Source organism: Amycolatopsis sp. NPDC098790, from assembly GCF_044759945.1.
In the GTDB taxonomy this organism is placed as follows: Bacteria; Actinomycetota; Actinomycetes; order Mycobacteriales; family Pseudonocardiaceae; genus Amycolatopsis.
Window position 1 is genome coordinate 2732498 of record NZ_JBIWAI010000001.1, and the last position, 23754, is coordinate 2756251.

A 23754-nucleotide genomic window follows, 5' to 3' on the forward strand; every position below is an offset into this window, starting at 1 on the left:
GCGGTAGGTCTGCGGGATCCGCCCAAGGTCCAGCCGGGTCTTCTTCTGGATCGCCTGCCGCACCGGTTCGCCGGACCGTGCGATCTCCCCTGCGGCGAGTGTCGTGGGGCAGCCGCGCCAGCCCGGTACTTCCTAGAGGTGAGATGGGTAAGAGGTGGGGGCTGGTCTCGACGAGGGCTGAGTTAGTTGCATCGGGGTCAGGTTGACGAGTTGATGTTTCTGGCGGATGCTGAAGTTGATGGTGCCGATGTGGGCGGTCACTTGGACCGTCGGTGCCGGCCTCCCCTTTACCACATAGTGCGCGGAGGTCCGTGATGTCCGAGTCTAATCTGAGTGCGCCGCGTTTCCTGACAGTCGGCCAGGCGGCGAAGTTGCTCGGTGTTTCTGCTATGACAATCTATCGTGCCGTGGATGAAGGTTGTTTTCCGGCGGTTCGAACCCGAGGGCGTATCTCGATCCCCGCTAAGGCGATCGACGCGATGGAGGAAGTGGCCGTGGCGGAAACGAGGGCGGTCGACTCCAGTGAGTTCACGTTGCCGATGAATGGCGTCGATACTGGTAGTAGGTAAAAGTTCGCCACTGGTCTGCTCAGAGTCGACTTTGGCGGTCTTGGCCCTTAGGCTGTGGCTGATAGCGAATTGGCGTCTGTCGCGCTGATGCTGTGATCGCAGCCTGAGGGGGTCCGCTTGGCCGCGGCTGGGGGTGTACGGAGTGGGGGAAGTTAACTCTGTGTTGGGATTTCCCCCTGCATTTTCAGCCAAGATGAATGCATCGCAGTCTGCCTCTCCTCCGGCGTACTGGTGCACGCGTTTAAGGATGCCCAGTTTGAGTGCGGCATCTCGTGCGCGCCGTACAGTCTTAGGATCGAGGTTGGCGCGCTCGGCCCAGTGACGAATCGAGATCGATCCCCGTGTCGTGAGGACGGCGTGCGCGAATGCGTCGAGAGCTGCGCGCAAGCTGCTGATCCGTACGCCGGCGATCGTGCCGGTGCGTACCACCGTGCTGGCTCCGCGCGTCAACTGCCTGTCCACGGCCGCTCGCAGCTCGGCACGGACGTGTCGTAGCTGACGAGGCGACGGTTCGTGCTGGTAGTCGCCGGCTTGAGGTGGCCCCAGGCGTCGTCGTCGCAGCCTCGGTTCAGCCGCCTCGCGAAGTGCAGGTAGCCAGCGGTCGCGGCGCCATGTGTCTCTCCCGACGTGGGTGGCCTGCGTCGGGGACGCTCGGCGGAAGAGGTCCCACGCCTGCTGCTCGGCGAGGCCGCGTTCGGCGGCGGCGATCGTGGTGGCGGGTGCCCAGAACCAGCGTCGCCAGGCTTGCCGCCCGATCTCGCGGGCCTTGGTGCCGGCGAGGTTGGCGAAGGCCCAGGCGTGCGCTGTGGTGTGGCCGGCGCGGGCGAGCGCGAGGGCGTGGCCGTACTCGCTTTCGGACCTGCTGACGTTTGAATTGCTGCGGCGACGCGCCGGTCGTATAACCCGCGGGACCCTGGACGTGACGAGCTCCGGCACGTCGCTTGTCCTTAGCGTGCAGCTCAGGATCGGGCTGGGCAGCCGCTGTCGGTGTGGTGAAGAGGTGAGCCGGAGGGTTGATCGGACGGTGGCGGAGACGTTGTGCCTGGTGGCGACCGCGTAGACCACGCGCTGCAGTTCTTGACGCAGGCACGGCGGGGTCTTGATGACGAGGTGGGTGTGCCCTGGGCGGCCGGAAGCACGCCGGAGCCAAGGCAGGCCGTAGCGATCGGCCCAAAGCAGTAGCTGTTCGGCGACGACCTCGCCCGCGTCGGCACTTGCGCCGGTGTCTTCGGGGTCGATGTCGATGGCGAGGAGGGGCGGGCGGAGGGTGCCGACGATCGCTCGGGCCGCGTCGTCGGTGTTGAGGATCCTGGTGGCGTCGTCGAGGCGGCGGGTGATCGTGTGTGCGTGATTGTCTGCGTCGATGACGATGAAGGGGGCGCCGAAAACGGTCTGGTCGAGGCGCGACGGTCGGTAGGTGTCTGGCATCGGGAGTCCTCGGGAGCTCGGCGTGGCGGGCCGGTGGTTAGCGCTGCGCGTCGGCCGGGGTGCGCCAGGGCCAGCGCAGGGGTGGGGCGAGGACACTCAGACCGGGCGGTACCGCGTCGACGCGGAGGATCGCGGCGGTCCAGGTCATGCCGATACCGATGCCGAGCAGTGCGACGTGGTCGCCGGGGACGACCGCGCCGCGCGTGATCAGATGGGTGAGGCCGATGATCTGGTCGTTGGGTCCGATGTGGCCCCATTGGTCGCCGGCGTGGCAGAGGGTGCGGTCGGCGGTGATGCCCAGCGGTTGCAGGCAATGGGTGTCGAGCAGGTGCCGTCCGTAGTGCGGCAGCAGCACCCAGCGCAGCTGATCGAGGCCGACCTCGGCGTCGCCGAGCGCCTCGTCGATGACGGTGCGGACGCCCTCGTGGTTGCGGCGGGTGACCGAGGCAGCGCCGACGACATCGGTGTACTGGCGCTTCCGCTCGCGGATACGTTCGATGCCAAGCTCAGTGGTGCCGGCGGGGAGGAACCGATCGTCGCCGCGGTGGAGTTGTTCGAGGGTGGGGTCGGTGTAGGAGCTGGTGGCGAGGATGTGGGCGAGGCCGGGTTGGCGGCCGAGGATGAGGGCGGAGCCGCCGTCGCCGTAGGCGATGCCGTGGTCGGCGGTGAGGTGGTCGAACGCGGGCGGGCCGAAGGTTTCGCCGCCGGTAAGCAGGACGGTGTCGAGGTCGGGGCTGCCGGCGAGGATGCGGGCGGAGATGTCGATGCCGCCGACGAGGCTGTTACTCATGGCGTTGAGCTCGCTGGCGATGCCGCGGCCGGCGGGCAGGCCGAGGCGGGAGCGGACGTAGGCAGCTCGGGACCAGAAGTCGATGCCGCGGCTGCCGCGCCAGATCGCGGTGTGGAAGTGCAAGTCGGGGACGGGTAGCGGTCCGGTGGTGGTCATGGCCATGCTGGCGAGGGCGTTGAGCCCGGCGCGGACGGCCAAGTCCATGCCGGTGCTGTCTGAGGCGATCGACACGGCTCGCTGGCTGGTGGCGTCGCGCAGCGTTCGGCCGGATTCGAGGTCGTCGACGGGCACGAGCTCGCCGAGCGCGGCGCCGACGCCGCGCAGATGGAGGTTCGTCCAGCGCATCGTCAGCACCGCCCCATCTGGCTCGGGCGTGTGGGGATGTCAGCGACGATAACCTCGACCGAGCCGTAGTAGGCCCGCAACTGATGGGCCGTGATGCCGGCGCAGGCGGCGATCTCGTCGAGCGTGACCGGTCCGCCGGGCGGCGGGTGATCGATTAGGTCGCGGGCAGTGTCGGTGATCCAGGTGCGCATGACGTCTTCCTGATCGAGCCGATTGGAGTGGCACGCCAGGAGCGGGGAGGCGCCGAACGAATCTGGTCGGCGGGTGGCGTGGGTGCTGGACGACGGGTGAGAGCAGGGTTAGGTGCGGCGGGCGCGGCCGCTGCGCCGCGTGAGTAGGGCTTTGTGGTGGGCGCGGCGCAGGTCGGGGATCTGGTCGCGGACGGCGCGGTCGAGTTCGGGCATGCGGTGGACGTCGGTGTCGAAGCCGGGGTCGGTGCGGAAGACCAGAGCGAGGACGGAGGCGTTGTTGCTGAGGTTGACGACCGCGTAGGGCAGGGTCGCGGGGATGTAGATCATGTCTCCGGCACGGGGGTGGAAGGGCTGCATGGCGTTGCCGGAGAGGATGGCGACGTGGCCGCTGATGATCGCGATCGCGGTCTCGGTGGTGTCGTGCCGTTGCGGTGCGCGTGTGGTGGCGCCGGGCAAGTGCATCCGGCCGCCTGACAGCGCGCGGTTGGGCACGATTCCGGTGCGCAGGATTGGGGTGAGCGTCTCGCGTTCGTCGGCAAGCTGGCCAGTCGCGGACGGTATTGGTGTGGTCGTGGTGTCCATCTCGGCAGTTCCTCTCCAGGTGGGTTCAGCGGGCCGGGGTGTCGGTGGTGTGGCGGGCGAGTTCGCGGGCCAGCGCGGCGTTGGCGACGGCCTGGGGTACGAGGCGGCGGCCGTGTCCGCAAGCGGCGGCGACCGCCAGAACGGGCCGGTCCAGTTCGGTCTCGACTAGCCCGAGCGCAGTGCGGGAAGCCTTGGGGTGGGTTTCGTCGACGAGTCCGGCGATGACGTCGATGTCGCGGCGCAGATGCCGCAGCGCTCGGTAGAACCGCGGGTCCGTCGACGGGGCCTGGGTGCCGGTGCACATCGGGATGTGCACCGCCGGCATCGGGATCCGCAGCCGGTGCAGCTGCTTGTGCAGTGCGTTGAGGAACTGCACCGAGGGCACGAGGTCCGAGAGTGCGAACAAGGGCTGGTGGCCGAGGTCGCCGTGGCAGAGGTGGATCCGCCAGGTAGCGTCGCGGGGGCCGTCGGCGAAGACGCGTGCGACCTGCTTGGCCAGCGCCCGTACCGCGGCCGGCCATAGCGGCCGCGGCGTGCGGTCGAGCGTCGCGAGGACGGCGGGGGTTTCGAGCTGGAAGACGACCTGGTTGCCGTGCTGGCGGTGGATGGTGTGGACGTCGTCGAGCACGGCCTGGCGGAACACCGGAAGATGGGTGACCGCCACTGCCGGGCTGCCGAAGGTGAACAGCGACAGGTCGTACGGGTTGGGGATCGACACTTGGTGCGGCGGGAAGTCGCGGTCGTCGTGCAGCTGGGCGCGGGCGGCCATGACGGCGTCGGTGTGGGCGGCGCGGCCGAGGGACAGGTCCTCGGATTCCAGCCAGCGGTCGCGCTTGAGGCGGTAGGTCGGCATGTCGTCGTAGTCGGCGGAGCGGCCGGTGCGGACGGGTTCGAGGGCGTCGACGGCGGCGAGGCCGTCGAGCCAGTCGATGATCCACCGCGGGTCCGGATCGCACGGCAGCCCGGTCAGCGACGTATCGGTGCTGTGGTCGAGGAACCACTGCATCGTCGCGCGGTGGTCGCCGGTCAGGACAGCGGGCAGCGAGCCGACGAAGTGCACGGCCCGGTCGTGGTCGGAAGCCGAGGTCTTGTCGGGGTAGTCGGTGCTGGCGTGGCTGAAAACGAGTGTGGACATGAGGATCTCCCCGGTTCGGCGGGTCGGATGGGTTGAGTGGTGGTGCGGGCGCGGGGAGGGGCGCCCGGCGGGGACGTGGGAGCGGACGGGGTGCGCGGACCCGCGCTGGAGGGGTTGAGGTGGGGCGCGGGCCCGCGCGGTCTGGAGGGTCAGCCGGTGACGGCGACGTGGCCGGGCTTGGGCTGCGGCTTGGGCGCGGTCCGGTCACCCGGGTTGTCGCCCTGCTGGTGCCGCTGGCCCGGCACACTCGGACGCGACGTCCCCGGTGCCCCGGGCTTGTGCGTCGGGGCCGGGCGCGTGCCGGCAGGCGGGTTGCCCGTCGGCGGTGGCGGAGTACCGGCGCCGCAGCTGACGGTTGCCACCGTGACGGTGATTGCCGTGCCGACGGTCGGCTTGGCCGACGTTGGTCCGCCAGTACCGCTGGTGCGAGTGGGGGCGGTGCCGGTGGTGACGGCGATGACCCCGGCCGTGCCACGGCCGCCGCCGGTGACCTTGAGGTTGCCGCTGCCGCCCTTCGGGGCGCTGGTGGTGATGGCGCCGTTGCGGCAGGTCGCGATGAACGGCCCGACCGTGGTCCCGCCGACCCGCACCGACGCGACGCGGGCTTCGGCGAATCCGGCACCGGCCTGCAGGCTGATGCCGCTGGTCACGACCGCGCCGCTCGGCGTGGACACCGAGCCGCCGGTGGACTTGATCGCGCCGTTGCTGGACACGCTCGGCCGCGCGGTGAGGTGTTCGCCGCCGGAGACGGAGATCCCCGTCGCCGTCGACGTCGCCGCGGCGGCTGCGAGGGCGGGAGGCGCCGCGGTCGCGGGGGTGCAGCTGGACGCGAACGTGGTGAGGGTGCCGATGAGGAGCGCGCCGGCTCCGGCCGCGGCGAGGGCGGTACGAGTGGTGTTCATGGCTGATGTCTCCAGAAGTGTTGGTGTGGTTGGGTTAGCGGATGAGGACCGGGGTGCCGATGGGCACCGGATCTGCCGGGTTCGTGAACGTGGCGAGGGCTTCGGCGGGGATGCGGATGCATCCGTCGCTGGACGGTCGGCCGAACACGTCGGTGGTCGGCCAGCCGTGAATGCCCGTGGTCCCCGGGCCGCCGCCGTAGGTGGTGAACGTGGCCGAGTGAATGCCGAGCGGGAAGATCACCGAGCTGAATTTCTGTTTCGCGTCGGTCATCGAGGCGAGGATGAACGTCCGCCCGGTCGGGGTGGGCGCGGCTGCGGTGCCGACGCCGACGCTCCAGGTGCCGATCTGCTGGTGGTCGCGGTAGAGCGTGAGCCGGAACGCGGCCCGGTCGATGACGATCTGGTCGGTTGTCGATCGGTGGTCGAGCGTCGTGTCCTGGGTGGACAGCCAGCCAGTGGAGCCGTTGGGCCGCGAGGGCAGCAGCACCTGTACCCAGCCAGGTTCCTCTTCGATCACCGGCACCCACGTGTCGGACCCGAGCTGGGTGGTCGGCAGGACCGCGATGGCCGCACCGCCGGGCTGGTCGAACACCGGCACCGGCTCGGTCGGGTGCACGAGCTGCCCGTCCGGTATCTCCTCGGTCATCGCGTCCTGCGGGGCGCCCGGAATGGTGCTGAAGGTGCTCGCCTCAGGCAGCCCGGTCAGAGTGGGGACCGCCCGGGCGGCCACGACCGGGACGTGCAGCTCGACTCCCAGCTCGACGGGGTCGGCGCCGCGCGCGGTGTCGGGTGCGGTCGGTGACGGTGCCAGCAGCACGCCTGCGGTGCCGACGAGCGCGATTCCGGCCAGCCAGAGCGCGAGCACCCGCAACCGGTTCGCTGTCGGCTGTGGCGTCTCCGACATGGAACTGTCCTTCCTCGAGGTCGATGGAGGCCGCGGCAAGCCCGCCCGCACTGGAGCGGGCTTGCCGCGAAAAGAGGTTGTGGTTACTGGGAAAGCGCGGAGATGAAGCCGTCGGCGGGGGTGCCGAGGCCGGTGACGTTGTCCCAGCCGGGGCCGCTTTGCAGGTTCTGCGGGCGGGCGTCGAAGTCGATCAGGTAGCTGCCCTGGCCGCCGGGGACGGCGACGCCGCCGAAGGCGTGCATCATCGGCGTCCACACTCCCGCCTTTTGCGGCGTGACGTCGGCGATCGCGCTGGATCCGCGCAGGCTGTAGAGGACGGGGGTGAGCAGCCCGGCGCGGGAGTTGCCGGAGCGGGCCTGCTGGGCGTCGGCGACGAGCCCGGCGATCAGCGGCGAGGCGAGTGAGGTGCCGCCGTAGGAGCCGATCCCGAACTGGCCCTTGATGGTCTGCCCGACGAGCATCCCGGTGTAGGAGTCGGCCAACGCGGCGATGTCCGGTACCGCCCGCTTTCCATCTGAGCCGGAGATGACCCCGGCCTGCCAGTCCGGTGCGTCGTAGAGGGCGGAGGTGCCGCCGCCGGCGCCGGAGGCGAACGGGCCGTCGGCGTCGCGCTGCGGTGCCCACGTGGTGCCAGACTGGGTGTTGCCGCTGTTCTCCCACCCGGTCAGCACCTTGGGCCGGTTGTTCTGGTCTAGGCCGACGCTGGTGCCGCCGACGGCCACGACCCACGGGCTGGAGGACGGGAAGCTGGCGGTCGGGTGGCCGACGGCGCCGGAGTTGTTTCCGGCGTCTCCGGTGGACACGGTGATGGTCTGGCCCTGGATCGCCGCCTGCAGCGCCATGCTGTTGAACTGGTCCCGCGCCGCCTGCGGCAAGGAGGATTCGCCGTCGGCGTTGCCGTAGCTGTTGCTGATCACGTCCACGGCGTTGTCGGTGACGGCCTGGTTGAACGCGTCGTAGATCCCGGTGCCCTTGCAGGTCTTCCCGGCGTAGTAGCGGATCTTCGCGCTCGGGGCGATGGTGTGCGAGGCCTGCACGTCCAGGGTCTGCTCGGCGTTCCAGCCCTCGGCACCGCATTCCTGCGCGTCGGTGAACCCGCCCTGCGGCAGGACCGCGCTGTACTGGCCGGATGCGAGCGGCGGGACGCCGAGCTGGGCGGCGGCCTGGTTGGTGTCGGCCACGACTGTGTCGGAGTTGTAGGCGCCGACGACACCGATCGTCGTTCCCGCGCCGGTGTTTCCGTTGCCCAGCTTGTACATCGCGCGGACCTGCGTGCCGGTGTAGCCACAGAGGGAGTTGGACTGGAATCCGGCCGGGTACTTCTGCGGCACGTCGGTGTTGTTCTGCTCGCCCCACCAGCGCGCGCAGTGCTGCTCCGCCGCCGCGGCCGGGCGTGTGTGCTGGGGCTTGAGCAGGGCGGCACTGTCATCCAGACCCAGCACCGCGGTGATCGAGGCACGCAGCGAGGTCGGTACGGTGACCGGCGACGCCGGGGCCGTGAGCGTCCGGGTGACACCGTCGACACGGGTCCGGAACGCGGCGATCCTCGTGCCGAACGCGGTCTCCAGGGCTGCGGTCGGGGCTTCGGCATCGACAAAGTGGCGGTTGGCGCTGACTCCGGTCACGTGCAGGCCCTGCTTGGCCAGCCACTGCGACACCTGGTCGACGGTGTCCTGGGCGGGAGCGAACCGGTCGAGGAACTGTTGCGAGGATAGGAACTTGCCGTGCTCGGCGCTGCCCGGAGTCGCCAGTTGCGCGGCGAGGCGTTCGGCACCGGGCTGGTCGCGCAACGCGAGGGCGACCTGGATGTGCCGGACGGTGCTTCCGTTGGTGCGGGCGACTTCGGTGTTCGGGGTGGCCCAGGACGGGGTACTCCCGGTGATGGGCGCGCGGTCGCCGGTGTCGCCGGCGGGGGTGCCGGGGGCCGCGACGGCGGTAGCCACGGTCGAGGCGAGTAGGGCCGCGGTCGCGGCGAAGGTATGCCAAAGACGGCTGTGCATCGAGGTTTCTCCTTGTGTGAAAAGGGAAAGCCATCCAGTGCCGCGTCACCGGAGTGACGGGCGTGTTGGAGGGCGTGCCTCGTGCCGCAGCCAGCGATACGCGAATAGGGGCTGAGCGGAGACGCCAAGAAGTGACAGGGCCGGCTGTGTCAAGCCGGTCGTGAGGTTCGCTGATCGAGAAGTCCGACGCAGCATCGGACGTGTGGCGGTGCACTCAAGTTGAGCTTGCGCTGCCGGCGGTCCGCGGGCGGTCTGCGTACGGCGCTGTGTGACGGTTGGAAACACGAGAATGTCCCTACGTGTCGGGCTGCCGTGCGCGATCCACGCCTCCCCAGGGTGGAGCACGAGCCTGCCTTGGTGAGACAAATACTAACCAGGTTCGGAAGAAAGTTTCAACGCTTGTGGCGAACTTATTTTGGATGCGATTCGCAATGTTCGTCTGAGCTGCGGAATGTCGCGGGCAGTAGCGATACGCCTTCGCATGGTCAAGGGTGTCCGGGTCACGCTCTCCGTCCGTGGGCCCGTGGTCGTCGTCGGGTGATCTGGTTTCTGTCGGGTGAGTGAAACGGGCGTTCACGGTCTGGCGTTGCTTCGGTGCGGGTAGTGTGTTGACGATTAACCCGATCGGGTGTTTGGTTGTGAGGTGGTCGATCTTCGCAGGCCACAGGTGGTACGACATCTGCCACGGAGGGCGACACGAGTCGGATGTGCGCCGTCCGCCGATCAGGCGGATGGGGTGCGTCGGCGTGAGGAGGGAACAGTGCAAGAGATCATGAGCCGGGCAAAACCCGCAGTCGGGGCCGGCTGGCGTGGCCGCATCCGTTGCGGTGGATAAGCGCATTCGCAGACCGGCCGGGCAACCGCCCGTTGGCGTTCAACTGACGACATTCTTCGGGCGATCCCGTGAGCTGGTCGAGGTGTGCGAACGGCTGAACGCAGGTGACCGCGCAGTGACACTGACCGGATCACCCGGCGTCGGGAAGACGCGATTAGCGGGCGAACTGCTCGTGCATATGAATGAGCACTACGACGCATCGGTGTTCATTCGCCTCGCCGAACTCGGCGTGTATGCGGACATGCTGGACGCCGAACGGCGAATCTGCAACTTGCTCATTGCAGCCTTGCGTATCTCGCATCATCAGCCGAACGTCGACCCGCTGGACGTCCTGATCGAGCACGTCCGTGACCGGCGGGTGCTGATCGTGCTGGACAACTGCGAGCAAGTGCTGGACGCGGTTGCCGAGCTGGTCAACCGGATCATCACCGAGACCGGCATGGTGCAGGTGATCGCCACCAGTCGCCCCTATCTCGACGTCCAGGGCGAACACCGGGTGCACTTGGGCCCCTTATCGATCCCCGTCAAGAACGCCGACCGCGCGGCGGCCGAGCGCAGTGACGCGGTACAGCTGCTGGCCGACCGCGCCACCGCGGTCGGAAGGCCACTGACCGAGCAGGACGACTGGCAGGCCATCGTCGACCTGGTCCGCTGGTCATCAGGTATTCCGCTGGTGCTCGAACTCATCGCGGCCCAGTTCGGCCGAGGACGTGCACCGGCGGTCGTCCTCGATCGCCTGCAAGGCGGCGCGTCGCTGAAGTACGGTCCCGGCGCGCGCGGGATCCCCAAGCATCACCTCGCACTCGACATCGCGATCACCGAGTCCTGGGACCTGTGTTCGCCGCAGCAGCAACGCGTCTGGGCGCGGCTGACCGCCTTTTCCGGCGGGTTCACTCTCGACGCCGCTGAAGCGGTGTGCGCGGATGAGCTGATCGATCGCGGCGAGATCCTGGAGGCGTTGGACCATCTGGTGCGGCACTCGATCATCGAAGGTGCCTCCGCCGATGGGCGCTACCGCCAGCACACGTTTCTGCGTGAGTACGGCCGACGCAGCCTGAGCACATCCGGCGAACTGGACAAGATCAGTGAACGGCTGTGCCACTGGGTTGCCGGGCTGGTCAGGCAAGCGGCCGAGCAGTGGTTCGGACCAGAGGAGGTCCGCTGGCTGGACCGGGTCAACGCCGAATCCCGCAACATCGCCGCAGCGGTGGCATGGTGCTCCGACAACGGCCTGATCGAGCGGGGCTTGGCGATCATGGTGGATGTCCTGCTGACGCGGGCGCCGTTCTTCTTCGCCACCGAGGTCCAGGTATGCCGCCAGGTTGAGGAGCTGCTGCGCGAAGGCCCTGTGGTGGCCTCGGATGTGCGGATTTCGGCGCTGGCGATGGCCGGCTGGGTCTGGATCGCCCTCGGCGAACAAACGCGCGGGAAGACGCTGCTGGACGAATGCGTGCGCCTGGCGCGCGAGGCGGGCCGGGACGACGCTCCGGCGGTTCGGTTCGTCGAGGGCACCTACGAGGCGCTGGCCCTCGGGCAGCGCAGCGGTTTCGCGAAGCTGGCGGCCGCCAGCGCGGGTTTTCGTGCCGTGGGTGCCGACGGGGCGGCCTACATGGCGGACCTGTTTCACGCCATGACTGCCGGTTTGCTCGGGCCGGCGGACGAGGCGGACCGGATGTCGCAGCGCTGCGTGGCCGAGGCTTCCCGGCGCGGCGCCGAATGGGCGCTGACGTGGGCGGAGTGGACGCGTGGTCTGCCCGCGTGCTCAGAACCAGTGACCGACAATCCCGGGCCGCTGCGGTGCCAGATCGCTCTTGGCGATCTGTGGGGGCCTATCTGGTGGGTCGAGCGGAAAGCGTGGGAGCTGGCCAAGGACGGGGATTACGTCGGCGCGGCGCGGGCGATCGGCGGTTCGGACAGCCTGCAAGCCCGCCACGGCGTCCACTACAGCGGCTTGGCCAGCTTCAAGTTTCACCGCGGGCGGGCGAAAGCCGAGATCGCGCTGGTGCTCGGACCGGTGGAGTCTACGGCGGCCTACCTGGAGGGGAGCCTGCTGGCCGACGAGCAGATCGTGGCCCTGGCTTTCGACGACACCGGTCCGGCGGCGGAGCCGACGTTGAACGAGCGGCAGTGGACCATCGTCCAGCTGGTCGCCCAGGGACTGAAGAATCGACAGATCGCGACGACTGTGCGGTTCTCCGTACGCACCGTCGAGACCGAGCTGACCACGATCTACGGCCTGCTGGGCTTGCAGGGACGGCGGGAGCTTGCCGAGTGGTACCGGGTCCGGTCGGCGCCTACCGGTGCTCCCACTGCACCGGCAGGCTCGCGACGCCGCGGATGACCCCGAAGGTCCGCCGCACCGTGGCGCCGGGCTGAAGCCGCAGACCGGGCAGGGCGCGCAGCAGCTCGGTGAGCATGACGCGTAGTTCGACGCGGGCGAGGTGCCGGCCGAGGCAGCGGTGTTCTCCGGCGCCCCACCCGAGGTGCTGCGGCGTGGTGCGGTCGCGGTCGAGGCGGAAGAGGTCGCCGTCTTTGAAGACCCGTTCGTCGCGGTTGGCGCTGCCCCACGCCAGCAGCAGGCGGTCTCCCGGGTCCAGTGGCATTCCGCCGAGGTGGGTCTCGGTGGTGACGGTGCGTCCGGTGGCCGCGACCGCCGGCTCGTAGCGGACCAGCTCCTCGAGGAACGCCTCCAGCGTCGCCGGGTCGGAGGCGATGCGCTCCCGCAACGGCGAGTCCTCCAGCAGGTGCAGGAGTGCGGTGGCGCAGGCGTCGGCGGTGGTCAGGTGTCCGGCCGCGACCATCAGCATGGTCATCTTGACCAGCTCGTCATCGTCGGCGCTCCGGCCGTCTATCTGCGCGTTCACCATGACTGAGAGCAGGTCACGGCCGGGATGGGTGCGGCGTTGCTGGATCTGCCCGAGCAGGAAGTCGGCATAGATCCGGCCTGCTTGTTGGGCCTCGGTGAGCGTCTCGGCGCCGTAGAGGGCCCGGACGTGTTCGGACAGCCACGCGCGTTCCAGCTCGGCGAGGCCGAGCAGTCGCCCGATCACCAGCGGCGGCACCTGGCGGGCGTAGGCGCCGACAAGGTCTGCAGCACCGTGCGGGATCAGCTCCTGCAGTACTTCCCGGCAGACCGCCCGGACGTACTGCGCCTGGGCGGCTGCAGCGTCCGGGGTGAAGAATTCGCGCAGGAGCCGCCGCCATTGGTGGTGATGCTCGGTGTCGGTCTCGAACATCGGCGCGACGGCCTCCTGCATCTCGGTGACCACCGCCGCCGCGCCCAACCCGTCGACGTAGGCACTGAACCGATCCGAGGCACGCGCAGCCTCCCGGATCTCGGCATACCCGGTGACCAGCACGAACCCGTCCAACTCGCCGCTGCGCGCCACCGGACACCCGCGCCGGATCGCCCCGAGCGTGTCGTAGGCGGTCTCGGCAACGGCAGGATCGAGGTGGCTGAACGACCACGCCACATCCGCCGGATCGGTCCCTGACACCTGCGCCGCAGCGCCCCCCGCTTCCAGAACCATACCCACCTGGCTACGGGCCGTGAATGACGAAGGTCAAGAGGCTCGGCGGGACATTGTGGAAAAGAATGTGGACTCCACATCGCCGACATGTGGACCGAATGTGGCAACAAGCGGCGGTGGTTGCGGAGCGTGTCCGTCACTATGGCTCCAACACCCTGAACAGCCGCAATGCAGGTCATCAAGGCTGACGGGTGGTGACACAGGGGTGCCGGCGGGGGTCGGCTGGAATCGAACGTACAGGGGTGAAAGTGAGCACTAACGGGCACGGGGATCAGGAGTTCATTCGGCGCTGCGAAACCATCATCAGCGCCCTGCCGATCCGTCATCCGTTCGAATTGAGGGAGTTTTTGGACGCGCTGGGACAGCAGCGGGGCATGTCCGTGGTCCTGGGCCGGATGCCGCTGAGGCGCGGTGGGGCCAGCGGGCTGCTGGCGCGCTCGCGGGAGGAGTGTTGGCTGACGGTGGTGGCGAAAGCCGTGCCGGCGCACGCCGCGCACATCGCCTTCCACGAGATCGGGCACTGGATCCTCGGCCACCCCGGTAATTACGTCTGCGGACGCCGCACACGCTCCGACGATCGGTGGGAGGTCGAAGCCGAGCAGTTCGCCTGCCTGCTGCGGGAACACGTGAAGGCCGGGGCGGCGCGCCATCGCGATCGGCTTCCGGGCCGCACAGCCCTGCGGGCGGCGTTCGGGTCCCGACGGCACCTGTGCGCAGATGCCTGACGCGGTCTCCCTCCTGTGGTTCGGCGCCGCGGTCACCGGTGTGCTCGAGGCGGCCCGGAAGACGGTGGTCAACCGCGGTAGCGGCTATGCGCTCAGCCGGCACTTCCTGACCGCCGGCATCGCCTGCATGGCCCTGTCGCTGGCCGCCGGGGACCCGATTACGCTGGACTGGGCCGACCAGGTGACAGGCCTGCACAATGTCGCGGTCGTGGTCCAGAACGTGCTGGCGATGCTGGCGATGGTGTTCACCGCCGGGTTCCTGCACACCCTCGGGCAGTTGCGGCTGCCCATGCCGGCCGTGGTCACGATCTTCCTGGTCTGCGGCGCGGCGATGGTCACCCTGTACACAGTGGCCGGGGCGCACACGTCCTTCTTTGCCTCGCCCCGGAACCCGACCTGGCCCTCGCAGCTCTACTCCGCCATTTACCTGGGCTACATGGTCGGCTGGCTCGCGCTGCTCCTGCTCGGACTCACCGTCGTGGCCCGCGGCGAGGTGGCCGGGGTGCGGGGCGGTGTCGCCCTTGCGCAGCTGGGGGTGGCGGTGGCGCTGGTCGGGTTGTCCTGGCGGCTCGGTGTCGTGCTCCGGCTGCTGGTCGACCCGCACCATCCGCCCCGCGGGACGCACTTCGGGGTCTTCACCGACGGTGCCGGCTTGGTGCTGTTCGTCGCCGGGTCGTTGTTCGCCGCGGCGACCCGGCGGCTGTTCGACTGGCTCGACCGGCGCCGCACCCAGCGCCGGGACGCCGCGATCGAGCGCCTGTGGAAATGCCTGCGAGTACTGCTCGCTCATCGCCACCCACCGCCGCTGACCCTGATCCAGAAGGTGGTCGAGATCGAAGACGCGCTGCTGATCGTCGAGCAGTTGGTCGACGATCGAATCCGTCGCGCGATCCGCGACGAACTGCACACCCTTGCCCTCTACGTCTACGTCCCGCCGGGAACGGCGACAGCAGTCCACATCGAGATCGCGCTCGCCGCCGCCGTCGCGTATCTGTCCGATCCGTCCGCGGTACATACGCCCGCCAGGGACCGCGACGACGCCGAATCCCCGGCGTGGTGGCCGGAGACCGAACGCTTGCACGTCGACGACGCCGCGAGGATCCGGTGGCTGGCCGATGTCGGAGACGCCCTGACCCGCCGCCGAGTCCAGCGTATGGCCACGAGAATGAGCGCAACGCATCGCAGGCTCCGCGAAGCGGAATCGGCGAGCCGGTAGATCGACGAGGTCAGGAAGCGGGATCGTCGCGGGCGGCACGGCGCACTCGCGCGATTCCTTCCACCAGTTGCAGCAGCTGTTCGCGACTGGCGTCCGGGGCGTCGCCGATCGAGCTGGCGATGTCGCGCGCGTTGAATCCGACCAAGCCGAGCTCGGTCACCAGTTCATGGGTCTTGCGTGCTAATTCGTCGTCGGGCGGTGCGAAGTCAGTGGCCGGGACCGTGGGGTCGAGCAAGTCCGGGTGGATTCGCCAGAACTGGGCCAACGCCTTGGTGATCGAAGGACGGCTGTTCTGGCGAATCCCGGCCTTGAAATTGCGCAGGGCCTGCTCGGCCAGCGGCAGCCCCGTCCGGTCCCGCACCCACTGGGCCACCAACGGCGGGCGCGCGGTGAAGACCAGGAAGGTCGGGTCGCCCTCGGCGGTGAACCGATCGATCACGTCGGGATCAACGACCGGCTCCCCACGCAACAGGTAGTAGGTCGAGGCGTGGTCGAACAGGTAGGTCAACCGCTCGCCGAAGGTGTCCAGGTTCAGCAGCGTGACGGTGAGCTTCTCCTGGTCGGCTGCCCGGCGGCGCGGGATCGGCGAGTACAGCTGGGCCGACGGCGTCACGGCTGGGTCGTTGTCCTCCGGACCTGATCCGTCATCGGCTGCTCGTGCCACTGTCGGCCCCCATCGCGTCTCGACATCAGTAAGCGTGCAGCGCTATACAGCATCAGCTGACATTTGACACATCACAGCTTGCGTCTACTATCGAAGTAAGCACCACGCTTGTTGCGAGTATCTGCGCTTCACCGAGAGAAAGCAACCCACGCCACCCCGACCAGGGGGTTGGAGCACGGTCCCGCTGTGACCGCCGCACCCTTCACCGGCACACCACCGCTGAGGGGAGGCCCGTCTTGACCGCATCCGAGAACCTACCCGCGGACGTTGACTCCCGTGTGGACTCGCCGGATACCGAGCGGCAGCCGGCTGCGCCCGCGGATGAGACGGTCGAGCTGGTCGACTGGTCGCCGTTCGGCCGTGTCCTGCCGATCCTGGCCGCGTCTTCCGGGGCCGGCGCTACGAGCACCGCCGTCGCGATCGCCGACGCGCTCCAGCTGGCGGGCCGCTCGGTCCTGCTCGTCGACGCCGGCGATCCGGTCCGATCAGGACTCGGACGTGCTGCGCGAGCCGATGGGCCGCGACGGAGCGGGCCCGGCCCCGCGGTCGGCGTCCGGTTCTCCCGGCGCGCCCGCGCAGTCCTGGCGCGCATGGACGTGGCCGATCTCGCCGCTGAGCCGGTGCTGTTCCCACCACCTCCGTACTGGCACCCCGGTGGCAAACGGGGTGTGGACGTGACCGTGGTCGACATCGGTCACGACCCGTGGCGGCTGGCGTCCGATCCCACGCTCGGGCCAGGGCAATGGCTGCGCGTCGGCAGCCCGTCACCGATTCCCGCGCTGGTGGTGCGGCCCACTGTGCCCGGACTCGCACACGCCGAACAGGTCCTGGCCCGCTTGGCGCCGTGGGTGCGCGCAGGCGCGGTGACTCCACCCACGCAGCTGCTCGTCGTCGGAGCTCGTCGCTGGCCGAAGGGGGTCGCGGGCACTGCGGGGCGCCGCACCAGCGTTCTGCTACCCGAAGCGGTGTTCTTCCCCCACGATCGTGAGGTCGCCGCGCACGGCATCACCGCAGACGTGACACCGTCATCGCTGCGGATACCGGCCGACCACCTCCTGCGCTCCTGGCGCGTGCTGCCGCAGCGGACACGCCGCCTACGCGCTCGATGGCAACGTCACCCTCGCGACAGCAACGGCCGCGTCGCGGACCACGACACCGGCTGAGACCAGCCCACCGCACAATCAAAAAACTTCAACGCCCTCCCACTTAACCCGCCTGACGTGACGTCGGGCGGTGCGACGTGGAGGGCACAATGTCCGCGCACATTGTCATCGACTGGCTCGGCCAGATCCCAAATCCGACACCGGTACCGCCCCCGGTCGGCGCCGATAAAATCCTCGGGCTGCTCAACAACGTCAAGTGGGGCGCAGCCGTCGCGCTCATCCTGGGCTTCTTCGTCGGGATGATCGTCTGGGTCGGCGGCCGCTGGGTCGATCACCACCGGGCCGGGAAAGTCGGCGTCGTCATGATGCTCTGCGCCGTCGCCGGCGCGATCCTCTACGGCATCGGCTGGTCGCTCATCAACAGTTTCGCGGGCGGCTGAGCCATGTTCACCGCCACCGAATCGACGCGCTCTCACAGACGAACGCGCCGCCTGATCATCGTTGTCGTCCTGCTCGTCGTCGTTGTCGCTGTGGTGCTGGTGGCCCGGCACGCAACGGCACCACCGTCGCCGCCGCCGGCCGCGACTCCGCCCGGCGCCGCGCCCTCGCCGACACCCACAGCGCCGGTCGACGAGGCGACCGCGCTGGTCACCCGCCACATGCTGACCCTGCCACCCGAAGCAGCCCTGCCACATGAACTCACCACCGCCACGGCCGGGCCACCGATCACCGTCCCACGACCGGAACCGATCGCGAACCGCGTGATCGCCGACGGATTCCCCGCCACCGCCGAAGGCGCACTCGGCTGGCTGACCGACTTCAACGAGACCGCGCTGCGCGGCGGCGACCCAGCCACCTACCTGCGGGCCTACGGCGAAGCCGCGCTACCGCACGCCCCGTCACCGCAAGGCAACGGCCTGCTCGCGCTGCTCACGTCCTTCCGCGAGGAAGCCGACATCCGCGCCGGTGAGCTCAAGCCCGGCCTGACCGTGACCTACGAGGTCACCCAAGGCCTGATCAAGGGCACCGCCGACGGCGGGCGGTTCGCGGTGGTGTGCACGCTCGGGCAACTGAGCTTCGACTACCAGGGCCAGGCCACGCGCATGGGCATCGGCGACTGCCAGGCCCTGCGCTGGACCGGCACCGCGTGGCGGATCGCTCCCGGCGCCCGCGCTGCCTATGCGCCGTCGGCGTGGCCGGGCAGCGCCGAATCGGTCGCGGCCGGCTACCGGCCCCTGAACCGGGGCGGCGTTCGATGACGCCCGCGGAGCTGGAGTTGCTGAAGGCGCTGGGCAGGCTGGCCGGCGTAGGGGTCAAAGCGACCGCCGCCGGGGTCCTCGAGCCGCTCATGGCGGCGACCTGGGCCGCGGCCTTGTTCATCCTGCGCACCGCGTTCCAGCTGGTCGACCAGTTCTCCGTCTTCACCGTGTCCACCACGGACGGGCCGGTGTCGATCCTGTGGCCGATGACGCTGTGGATCTCCGGGACTATCGCGCTGGGGATGTTCTTCTGGCAGATCATCACCACCGTCTTGCACGGCGGCCGCGGCTTCGTCCGCCTCATCACTGGCCCCTTCCAGTATGGGATCGCCCTCGCGATCACCGTGGGTGTGGTCGCGGGGTTCCTCGCCGCTGCCGACGGCTTGACCGAGGCGATCCTGTCGACCGGGCTGCGGGTGGGGAACTTCCGCGACGCGCTGAACATGACCGGCTTCACCGACGCCCTCTCCGATGAAGTCAAGACTGTCGTGCTCGGCTTGGCCGGCGCTTTCGGGGTCATCCCCGCCGGGCTGGGGTTCGCGTTCGAGGCAGTCTTCCGTGAGGCCGCGATCTACGTGCTGGTCGCCACGGTCCCGATCGCCGCGGCCGGGCTGATGGCTGATGCGACGGCGCGGTGGTACTGGAAAGTCGTCCGCTGGGGCCTGGTCGCCGTCGTGATGAAGCCCGCTTTGGCTTTCGTGCTGGTGTTGTCCGTCGCGATCGTCGGCGGCGCGCAGGGCTTGTCCGGACTGCTGGCCGGCATCGGGGTGTTGTTCGTCGCGTTGTGTGTGCCGCTGGTGCTGTTCAAGCTCTTCGCGTTCGTCGACCCCGACTCCGACCCGCAGGGAGTATTCCGGGACAAGCTCTCCGATGCGGGTCTGGACTCGTATGGCGCCAACAGCGTCGCCGGGCGCATCGCCGGGGCGTTTGCGAACAAGGCCCGCAACGAGCGCGCTGACAGCGGCGACGGCGGGGACGGTGGCGATGGCCAGGAGCAGGCTAACGTCGACCGCTTCGACCAGGCCGCGGCCGAGGACGACACGACCGCCGGGCCGCTCGACGCGACCGGTGACGAGCACACCTCCGGCGACGCGGACGGGGCCGGCACCGCTTCCGGTTCCGGTGGCACGGACGTCGGCGTATCCCGCGGCGGTGACGGAGACTCAGGAACTGATCCGGCAGAGCCGTCCGTCCCCGAGACTGGCGGTCCTGGCGCGGCGAGCGTGACGGGGGCCGTCGAGGACGGCGATGGCGATGGCGGCCAGTCACCACCTCCGGACCCGCCTGGCGATACCGGACCGCCGACCCCGAAGCCCGACAATGGGCCGCGCCCGGACGACGGCGGCGCCGCGGCCGGCGAAGCCGAGGAAGCCGCGGTGCTGCTGTGACCGCGGCCACCCGGATCTACAAAGGACTCTCGCGAAAGGAGCGCGCGGGTTGGATCATCGGCTTGACGCCCGTGCAGGCGTTCGTCTGCGTCGGACTCGCCGTCCCGGTGATCCTCGCGCTGGCCGCTGAACGTTTCGGCCAGGCGCTGGTCCTGGGTGGGCTGTGCGGCACGGCCGCGGCGCTGGTGGTCGTGCCCGTGCGCGGGCGTCCGGCGCTGCGGTGGCTGGGGCATCTGCTGCTCTACCGCGCCGGCATCGCGCTGGGGTGGTCACGGTGGCAGTCGCGCGCCGTCGCCGGGCAGGCCAAGGACCTGGATGAGCCCGATCTGCCTGGGGTGCTGGCGCGGCTGCGGTTCCCGGACGGGCCACCACTGAGGGATGTGGGACGAGTGTGCCTGATCCACGACACCGGCGACGGCCGGTGGGGCGCCACCGCTCGCCTGACCCACGCCGGGGTCGGGATGCTCTCCGACGCCCAATGCGAGCGCCTGGCCAACCGCCTCGGCAACCTCCTGCTGTCGATCGGGCACCGCGAGGTCATCGACCGGATGACACTGCTGGTACGCACCGTCCCCGACGACGGCGCCGACTACCAGGCCTGGCGAGCCGAGCACGACGTCCCCGACGCTCCCGCGCTCGCGCGGCAAGCCAGCGAGGAGCTGGACCGGCTGGTCGGGGCGGTGTCGGTGCGGCACGAAGTGTTCGTCACCCTCTCCGGAACCGAAGACGCCCTCCGCCGCCCCGCTGCCGCCGCCGGTGGCGGTGTCGCCGGCCGTGCCGCCGTGCTGTATCGGGTGCTGGACGGGCTCGAGGACAAGCTCAAAAGTCTCGGGGCCACCGGCGTGAACTGGCTCTCAGGTCCGGAGCTGGCGGTGGCGATCCGGACCGGGTTCAACCCGGCCAGCGCAGCCGGGCTCGCGGCGCGCCGCCACCAGGCCGGAGGCGACGTCGGCGTCCGATGGGCGACCGCCGGACCGGTGCACGCTCCGGCGCCGTCGGCGCGGGCGTACTACCACGACGGTTTCGCGACCGTGTCCTACTCGGTGCTGATGCCCGAGGCCGGGACGGTCTTCGGGTCGCTCGGTGGGCTGCTGGCGGTCAAGACCGCCGGCGAGCGCCGCAGCCTCGCCATCCACTACGAAACCCTCTCCCAGCACCGGTCCCGCAAGGCCGTGCGCCGCCTGCGGTTCCGCACCGGCGTCATGCGCGACTGGAAATCCTCGAAAGGCTTCAACTCCGGCGCCGCCGAAGCCCGCGAAGCCGGTGGGGCCCGGGCGCAGGAGCACGCGGTCGCGGCCGGACACGGCATCGTCCGCTTCGCCGTCGCCACCGCGGTCACGATCCCGGATACGTGGAACATCGAGGATCACGCGGCCAAACTGGAGAACGACATTGCCGGCCGCTTCCAGCTGTTGCGGATGGAACTGGCTCAGGATGCCGGGTTCGTTGCCGCGGTCCTGCCCGTCGGTGTCGGGCTGCCCCGCCTGCGGGGCGGTGCGTCGTGAGCCGCCGTGGCGACGAGCGGACGGCCGCGGAGCTGCTCGCGACCTTCGGCCCGGCGGTCAGCACACGCCCGCCTGGACGGCGCCGAGGGGCGGACGGCCGCGGCGCTCGCCTGAACCAGCGGGCCGCGCCCCGGCGCGGGTTCGCCCGCCCCGGACACGGCTGGTCACCGGTGGCGGCGCCGCTGCAGGTCTACCAGGCCGGTACCCACGAGATCGGCGGCTTGTTTCCGCTGCTGGCGGCGAGCCCGCTGCCGGCGGTCGGAGCGCGGATGGGCTACGACGTCCACTCCGGCGGCGCGTTCTACCTGCATCCGGTCGAGTTCGTCCTGCGCTCGATCTGCACCAACCCGAATCTCTGTCTCTTCGGTGAGCCCGGACGTGGCAAGAGCTCCACGGTGGTGGCGTTCTTGCTGCGGATGATGCTCACCGGCGTCCGCACCCTGATCTCCGGCGACGTCAAAGGCGAGTACACGCCGCTCCTGCACGCGCTCGGGGTCACGCCGATCATGCTCGGCCGCGGCAGCAGCGCCCGCCTCAACGCCCTCGACCTCGGCCCCCTCGCCGCCCGCTGGGACATCTGGTCAACCGACCGGCAACGCGACGAACTCGACGGGGTGCTGGGCCGGTGGGTGCAGCTGCTGGTCGCGCTGGCCGAAGCCCAGGGCTACCGGCCCACCGTCACCGACGAAGCCGCCCTCTCGGCAGTGCTGCGGCAGCTGCTCGGCGTCCACGACGGCTACACCCACCTCTCACCGATCACCATCCCCGACGTCCACCGAGCGCTGGCCGACCCGGACGAGCAGCTGTGGCAGGAACTGCGCTTCGCCGGCCGCCGTCAGTTCCTCGACCACCTCCGCTCCATCACCGACGCCCTGGCCAACCTGATCTCGGGACCGTTGGCCGGCTTGTTCGACGCAGCCACGAACTTCACCGTCGACTGGGACGCCCCCATCCAGAGCCTGGACCTCTCGCGGTTGCGCACCCGCGGCGACCAAGCCATCGCCGTCGCGCTGACCTGCCTCGGTTCGTGGTCGTCGCTGGCGACGGATCTGCAGGAGGACGGGGAGCTGCGGATCGTCGTCCGAGACGAGATCTGGCGGCAACTGCGGCTGGGGCTGCGGGCGGTCCAGGCCGTCGACAGTGAATTGCGGCTGTCACGAGCCGAGCGGAAGATCCAGGTGCTGGTCAGTCACAAGCCCGGCGACTTTCTTTCTGTCGGCGCCACCGGCTCTCAGGAAGTCGCCATCGCCCGCGATCTGCTCGCGCTGTGCTCGATCCGAGTCCTCCTTGGACAGTCGACCCGCGTGGCAAGCGAGCTGGCCGATGTCCTTGCGCTGTCGGAGAAAGAGCATGAGGCAACAACCGGGTGGGCGAACGACCGTCAGGGCCGAGCGCTGTGGAAGATCGAGAACCGGACCGGGCTGAAAGTGCAGACGGTGCTCAGCCGGATTGAGCGGCAGATCTTCGACACCAACGCTCAGCTCACGCGCAAGCCAGATCCGTCAGCCGACATCGAATCGCCGGTGACGTCATCATGAGGCCCCACAGCATACTCGCCGGCGTAGCCGGTGCCCTGGCCGCGTTGGTGCTATTGCCGATCCTGGTGCTGGCCTTGATGGTCGGGCCCACAGCGACCGCGACAATCGTCCAACTGAGCGGCTGCGAACAGGGCGGCCCCGGCGGCGGCTCGGTCGTGGTCGACCGGCAACAGCTGGGCGCCGACGAGATGGACATCGCCCGCACCATCGTCGACGTCGTCCAGCAACGCCGGCTGCCACGCCGGGCCGCGGTCCTCGCGGTCGCGACCGGGATGGTCGAGTCCGGGCTGCGCAACCTCGACTACGGCGACCGCGACTCACTCGGGGTGTTCCAGCAACGCCCGAGCCAAGGCTGGGGCACCCGCGAGCAGATCCTCAACCCCATCTACGCCACCGGCAAGTTCCTCGACGCCCTCGTCGCGCTGCCCGGCTGGGACACCATGGCCCCGGGCCGCGCCGAGCAGGCGGTGCAGCGCAGCGGCTTCCCGGACCGCTACGCCCCACGCGAACCGGCCGCCGCAGCGATCGTGGATCGGTTCTGGACCGGGCCGGACAACCCCGTGCCGGCCATCCCACCCGGCGGTGGGACCGAGGCGGTACAGGCGAAAACACTGTGCCCCGATCAGGGCGGATCCGACGTCCCCCGCGACCCGGGCCAGGTGGACGCAACGGAGCTGCCACCGGGGTTCATGTTGCCGGACGATGTCCGTCAGCGCGCCGCGGTCGGCTTCGCGCTGGGCCAGCTCGGCAAACCGTATGTGTGGGGCGCGAAGGGCCCGGACGCCTACGACTGCTCCGGGCTGATGCTCGCCTCCTGGGCCGCCGCTGGAATCGGAATCCCGGCGGGGACGGTCAGCCAGATCCACGCAGGCCACTCCGTCTCCTCGCTGGAGCAAGTACAACCCGGGGATCTGCTGTTCATCCCCGGGGCGCTCGGCACCGCCCAGGTGCCGCGGCACGTCGGGATGTACGCCGGACATGGCCTGATCGTTGACGCCTACGACACCGGCACGGGCGTCATCCTCGAACCGCTGTCGGCGTGGACCTCGAAGATCGTCGCGATCCGCCGGATCGCCGACCCAGATTTGCCCTCCCCGCCACCGGGAGGGAGCCCATTCCGATGAACCACGTGGTGCTGCTCTCCC

20 protein-coding genes are annotated in these 23754 nt (G+C 69.6%); 11 read left to right on the forward strand and 9 right to left on the reverse strand.

The features are described from left to right. Nucleotides 1-389: 389 nt before the first annotated feature. Nucleotides 390-569 carry a hypothetical protein gene (locus ACIQWX_RS13590; protein WP_400869599.1) on the forward strand — a complete coding sequence of 60 codons (180 nt, stop codon included), beginning with the start codon at nucleotides 390-392 and terminating at the stop codon, nucleotides 567-569. Nucleotides 570-2034: 1465 nt separating this feature from the next. On the opposite strand, the gene ACIQWX_RS13595 is transcribed toward ACIQWX_RS13590, so the two are convergent. The 7 genes from ACIQWX_RS13595 to ACIQWX_RS13625 all read right to left on the reverse strand — a co-directional run bounded on the left by ACIQWX_RS13595 (nucleotide 2035) and on the right by ACIQWX_RS13625 (nucleotide 8846). Beyond that, complete coding sequence (locus tag ACIQWX_RS13595) at nucleotides 2035-3132, reverse strand: 3-oxoacyl-[acyl-carrier-protein] synthase III C-terminal domain-containing protein (protein WP_400869103.1); 1098 nt, start codon at nucleotides 3130-3132, stop codon at nucleotides 2035-2037. Nucleotides 3133-3134: 2 nt separating this feature from the next. Then, a complete protein-coding gene (locus ACIQWX_RS13600) occupies nucleotides 3135-3323 on the reverse strand; it encodes a hypothetical protein (RefSeq protein ID WP_400869105.1) in 189 nt (62 codons plus the stop codon). A 108-nt stretch (nucleotides 3324-3431) separates the two neighbouring features. Continuing rightward, nucleotides 3432-3905: a hypothetical protein gene (locus tag ACIQWX_RS13605; protein WP_400869107.1), complete on the reverse strand. Its 474-nt coding sequence runs from the start codon at nucleotides 3903-3905 to the stop codon at nucleotides 3432-3434. Nucleotides 3906-3930: 25 nt separating this feature from the next. Continuing rightward, nucleotides 3931-5040 (reverse strand): hypothetical protein, encoded by a 1110-nt coding sequence (locus tag ACIQWX_RS13610; protein ID WP_400869109.1) that lies wholly within the window; start codon nucleotides 5038-5040, stop codon nucleotides 3931-3933. A gap of 149 nt (nucleotides 5041-5189) precedes the next feature. Then, nucleotides 5190-5942, reverse strand: coding sequence for a hypothetical protein (locus ACIQWX_RS13615; protein ID WP_400869111.1), 753 nt, complete (start codon nucleotides 5940-5942; stop codon nucleotides 5190-5192). Between the two features lie 34 nt (nucleotides 5943-5976). Beyond that, nucleotides 5977-6846: a L,D-transpeptidase family protein gene (locus tag ACIQWX_RS13620; protein WP_400869113.1), complete on the reverse strand. Its 870-nt coding sequence runs from the start codon at nucleotides 6844-6846 to the stop codon at nucleotides 5977-5979. An 83-nt stretch (nucleotides 6847-6929) separates the two neighbouring features. Then, entirely contained in the window at nucleotides 6930-8846 is a 1917-nt protein-coding gene (locus ACIQWX_RS13625) for a protease pro-enzyme activation domain-containing protein (protein ID WP_400869115.1), read from the reverse strand. 809 nt (nucleotides 8847-9655) lie between these two features. Here ACIQWX_RS13625 and ACIQWX_RS13630 point away from each other — a divergent pair. Beyond that, complete coding sequence (locus ACIQWX_RS13630) at nucleotides 9656-12022, forward strand: ATP-binding protein (RefSeq protein ID WP_400869117.1); 2367 nt, start codon at nucleotides 9656-9658, stop codon at nucleotides 12020-12022. Here the strand turns inward: ACIQWX_RS13630 and ACIQWX_RS13635 are convergent. Beyond that, on the reverse strand, nucleotides 11976-13211 hold the full coding sequence (locus tag ACIQWX_RS13635; RefSeq protein ID WP_400869119.1) for a cytochrome P450: 1236 nt from the start codon (nucleotides 13209-13211) through the stop codon (nucleotides 11976-11978). The two genes, ACIQWX_RS13630 and ACIQWX_RS13635, sit on opposite strands and share 47 nt — an antisense overlap. A gap of 242 nt (nucleotides 13212-13453) precedes the next feature. Here ACIQWX_RS13635 and ACIQWX_RS13640 point away from each other — a divergent pair, with 242 nt between their 5' ends. Continuing rightward, the gene (locus ACIQWX_RS13640) at nucleotides 13454-13936 is read left to right on the forward strand and encodes an ImmA/IrrE family metallo-endopeptidase (RefSeq protein ID WP_400869121.1); all 483 of its coding nucleotides are present in this window, start codon (nucleotides 13454-13456) and stop codon (nucleotides 13934-13936) included. Nucleotides 13937-13976: 40 nt separating this feature from the next. Beyond that, entirely contained in the window at nucleotides 13977-15152 is a 1176-nt protein-coding gene (locus tag ACIQWX_RS13645; RefSeq protein ID WP_400869123.1) for a hypothetical protein, read from the forward strand. A 10-nt stretch (nucleotides 15153-15162) separates the two neighbouring features. On the opposite strand, the gene ACIQWX_RS13650 is transcribed toward ACIQWX_RS13645, so the two are convergent. Beyond that, nucleotides 15163-15765 carry a hypothetical protein gene (locus ACIQWX_RS13650; RefSeq protein ID WP_400869125.1) on the reverse strand — a complete coding sequence of 201 codons (603 nt, stop codon included), beginning with the start codon at nucleotides 15763-15765 and terminating at the stop codon, nucleotides 15163-15165. Nucleotides 15766-16052: 287 nt separating this feature from the next. Between ACIQWX_RS13650 and ACIQWX_RS13655 the strand changes: the two genes are divergently transcribed. From ACIQWX_RS13655 to ACIQWX_RS13685, 7 genes are all read left to right on the forward strand, one after another. Then, nucleotides 16053-16979 carry a hypothetical protein gene (locus ACIQWX_RS13655; RefSeq protein ID WP_400869127.1) on the forward strand — a complete coding sequence of 309 codons (927 nt, stop codon included), beginning with the start codon at nucleotides 16053-16055 and terminating at the stop codon, nucleotides 16977-16979. Nucleotides 16980-17068: 89 nt separating this feature from the next. Next, a complete protein-coding gene (locus tag ACIQWX_RS13660; protein ID WP_400869129.1) occupies nucleotides 17069-17359 on the forward strand; it encodes a hypothetical protein in 291 nt (96 codons plus the stop codon). Nucleotides 17360-17362: 3 nt separating this feature from the next. Beyond that, nucleotides 17363-18178 (forward strand): hypothetical protein, encoded by an 816-nt coding sequence (locus ACIQWX_RS13665; protein ID WP_400869131.1) that lies wholly within the window; start codon nucleotides 17363-17365, stop codon nucleotides 18176-18178. Further along, complete coding sequence (locus tag ACIQWX_RS13670) at nucleotides 18175-19566, forward strand: hypothetical protein (RefSeq protein ID WP_400869133.1); 1392 nt, start codon at nucleotides 18175-18177, stop codon at nucleotides 19564-19566. Before ACIQWX_RS13665 ends, ACIQWX_RS13670 begins: the two co-directional genes overlap by 4 nt. Further along, a complete protein-coding gene (locus tag ACIQWX_RS13675) occupies nucleotides 19563-21071 on the forward strand; it encodes an SCO6880 family protein (RefSeq protein WP_400869135.1) in 1509 nt (502 codons plus the stop codon). The genes ACIQWX_RS13670 and ACIQWX_RS13675 overlap by 4 nt, the downstream gene beginning before the upstream one ends. Continuing rightward, the gene (locus ACIQWX_RS13680; RefSeq protein ID WP_400869137.1) at nucleotides 21068-22609 is read left to right on the forward strand and encodes an ATP-binding protein; all 1542 of its coding nucleotides are present in this window, start codon (nucleotides 21068-21070) and stop codon (nucleotides 22607-22609) included. Before ACIQWX_RS13675 ends, ACIQWX_RS13680 begins: the two co-directional genes overlap by 4 nt. Beyond that, nucleotides 22606-23733 (forward strand): C40 family peptidase, encoded by a 1128-nt coding sequence (locus ACIQWX_RS13685; RefSeq protein ID WP_400869139.1) that lies wholly within the window; start codon nucleotides 22606-22608, stop codon nucleotides 23731-23733. The genes ACIQWX_RS13680 and ACIQWX_RS13685 overlap by 4 nt, the downstream gene beginning before the upstream one ends. Nucleotides 23734-23754 lie beyond the last annotated feature (21 nt).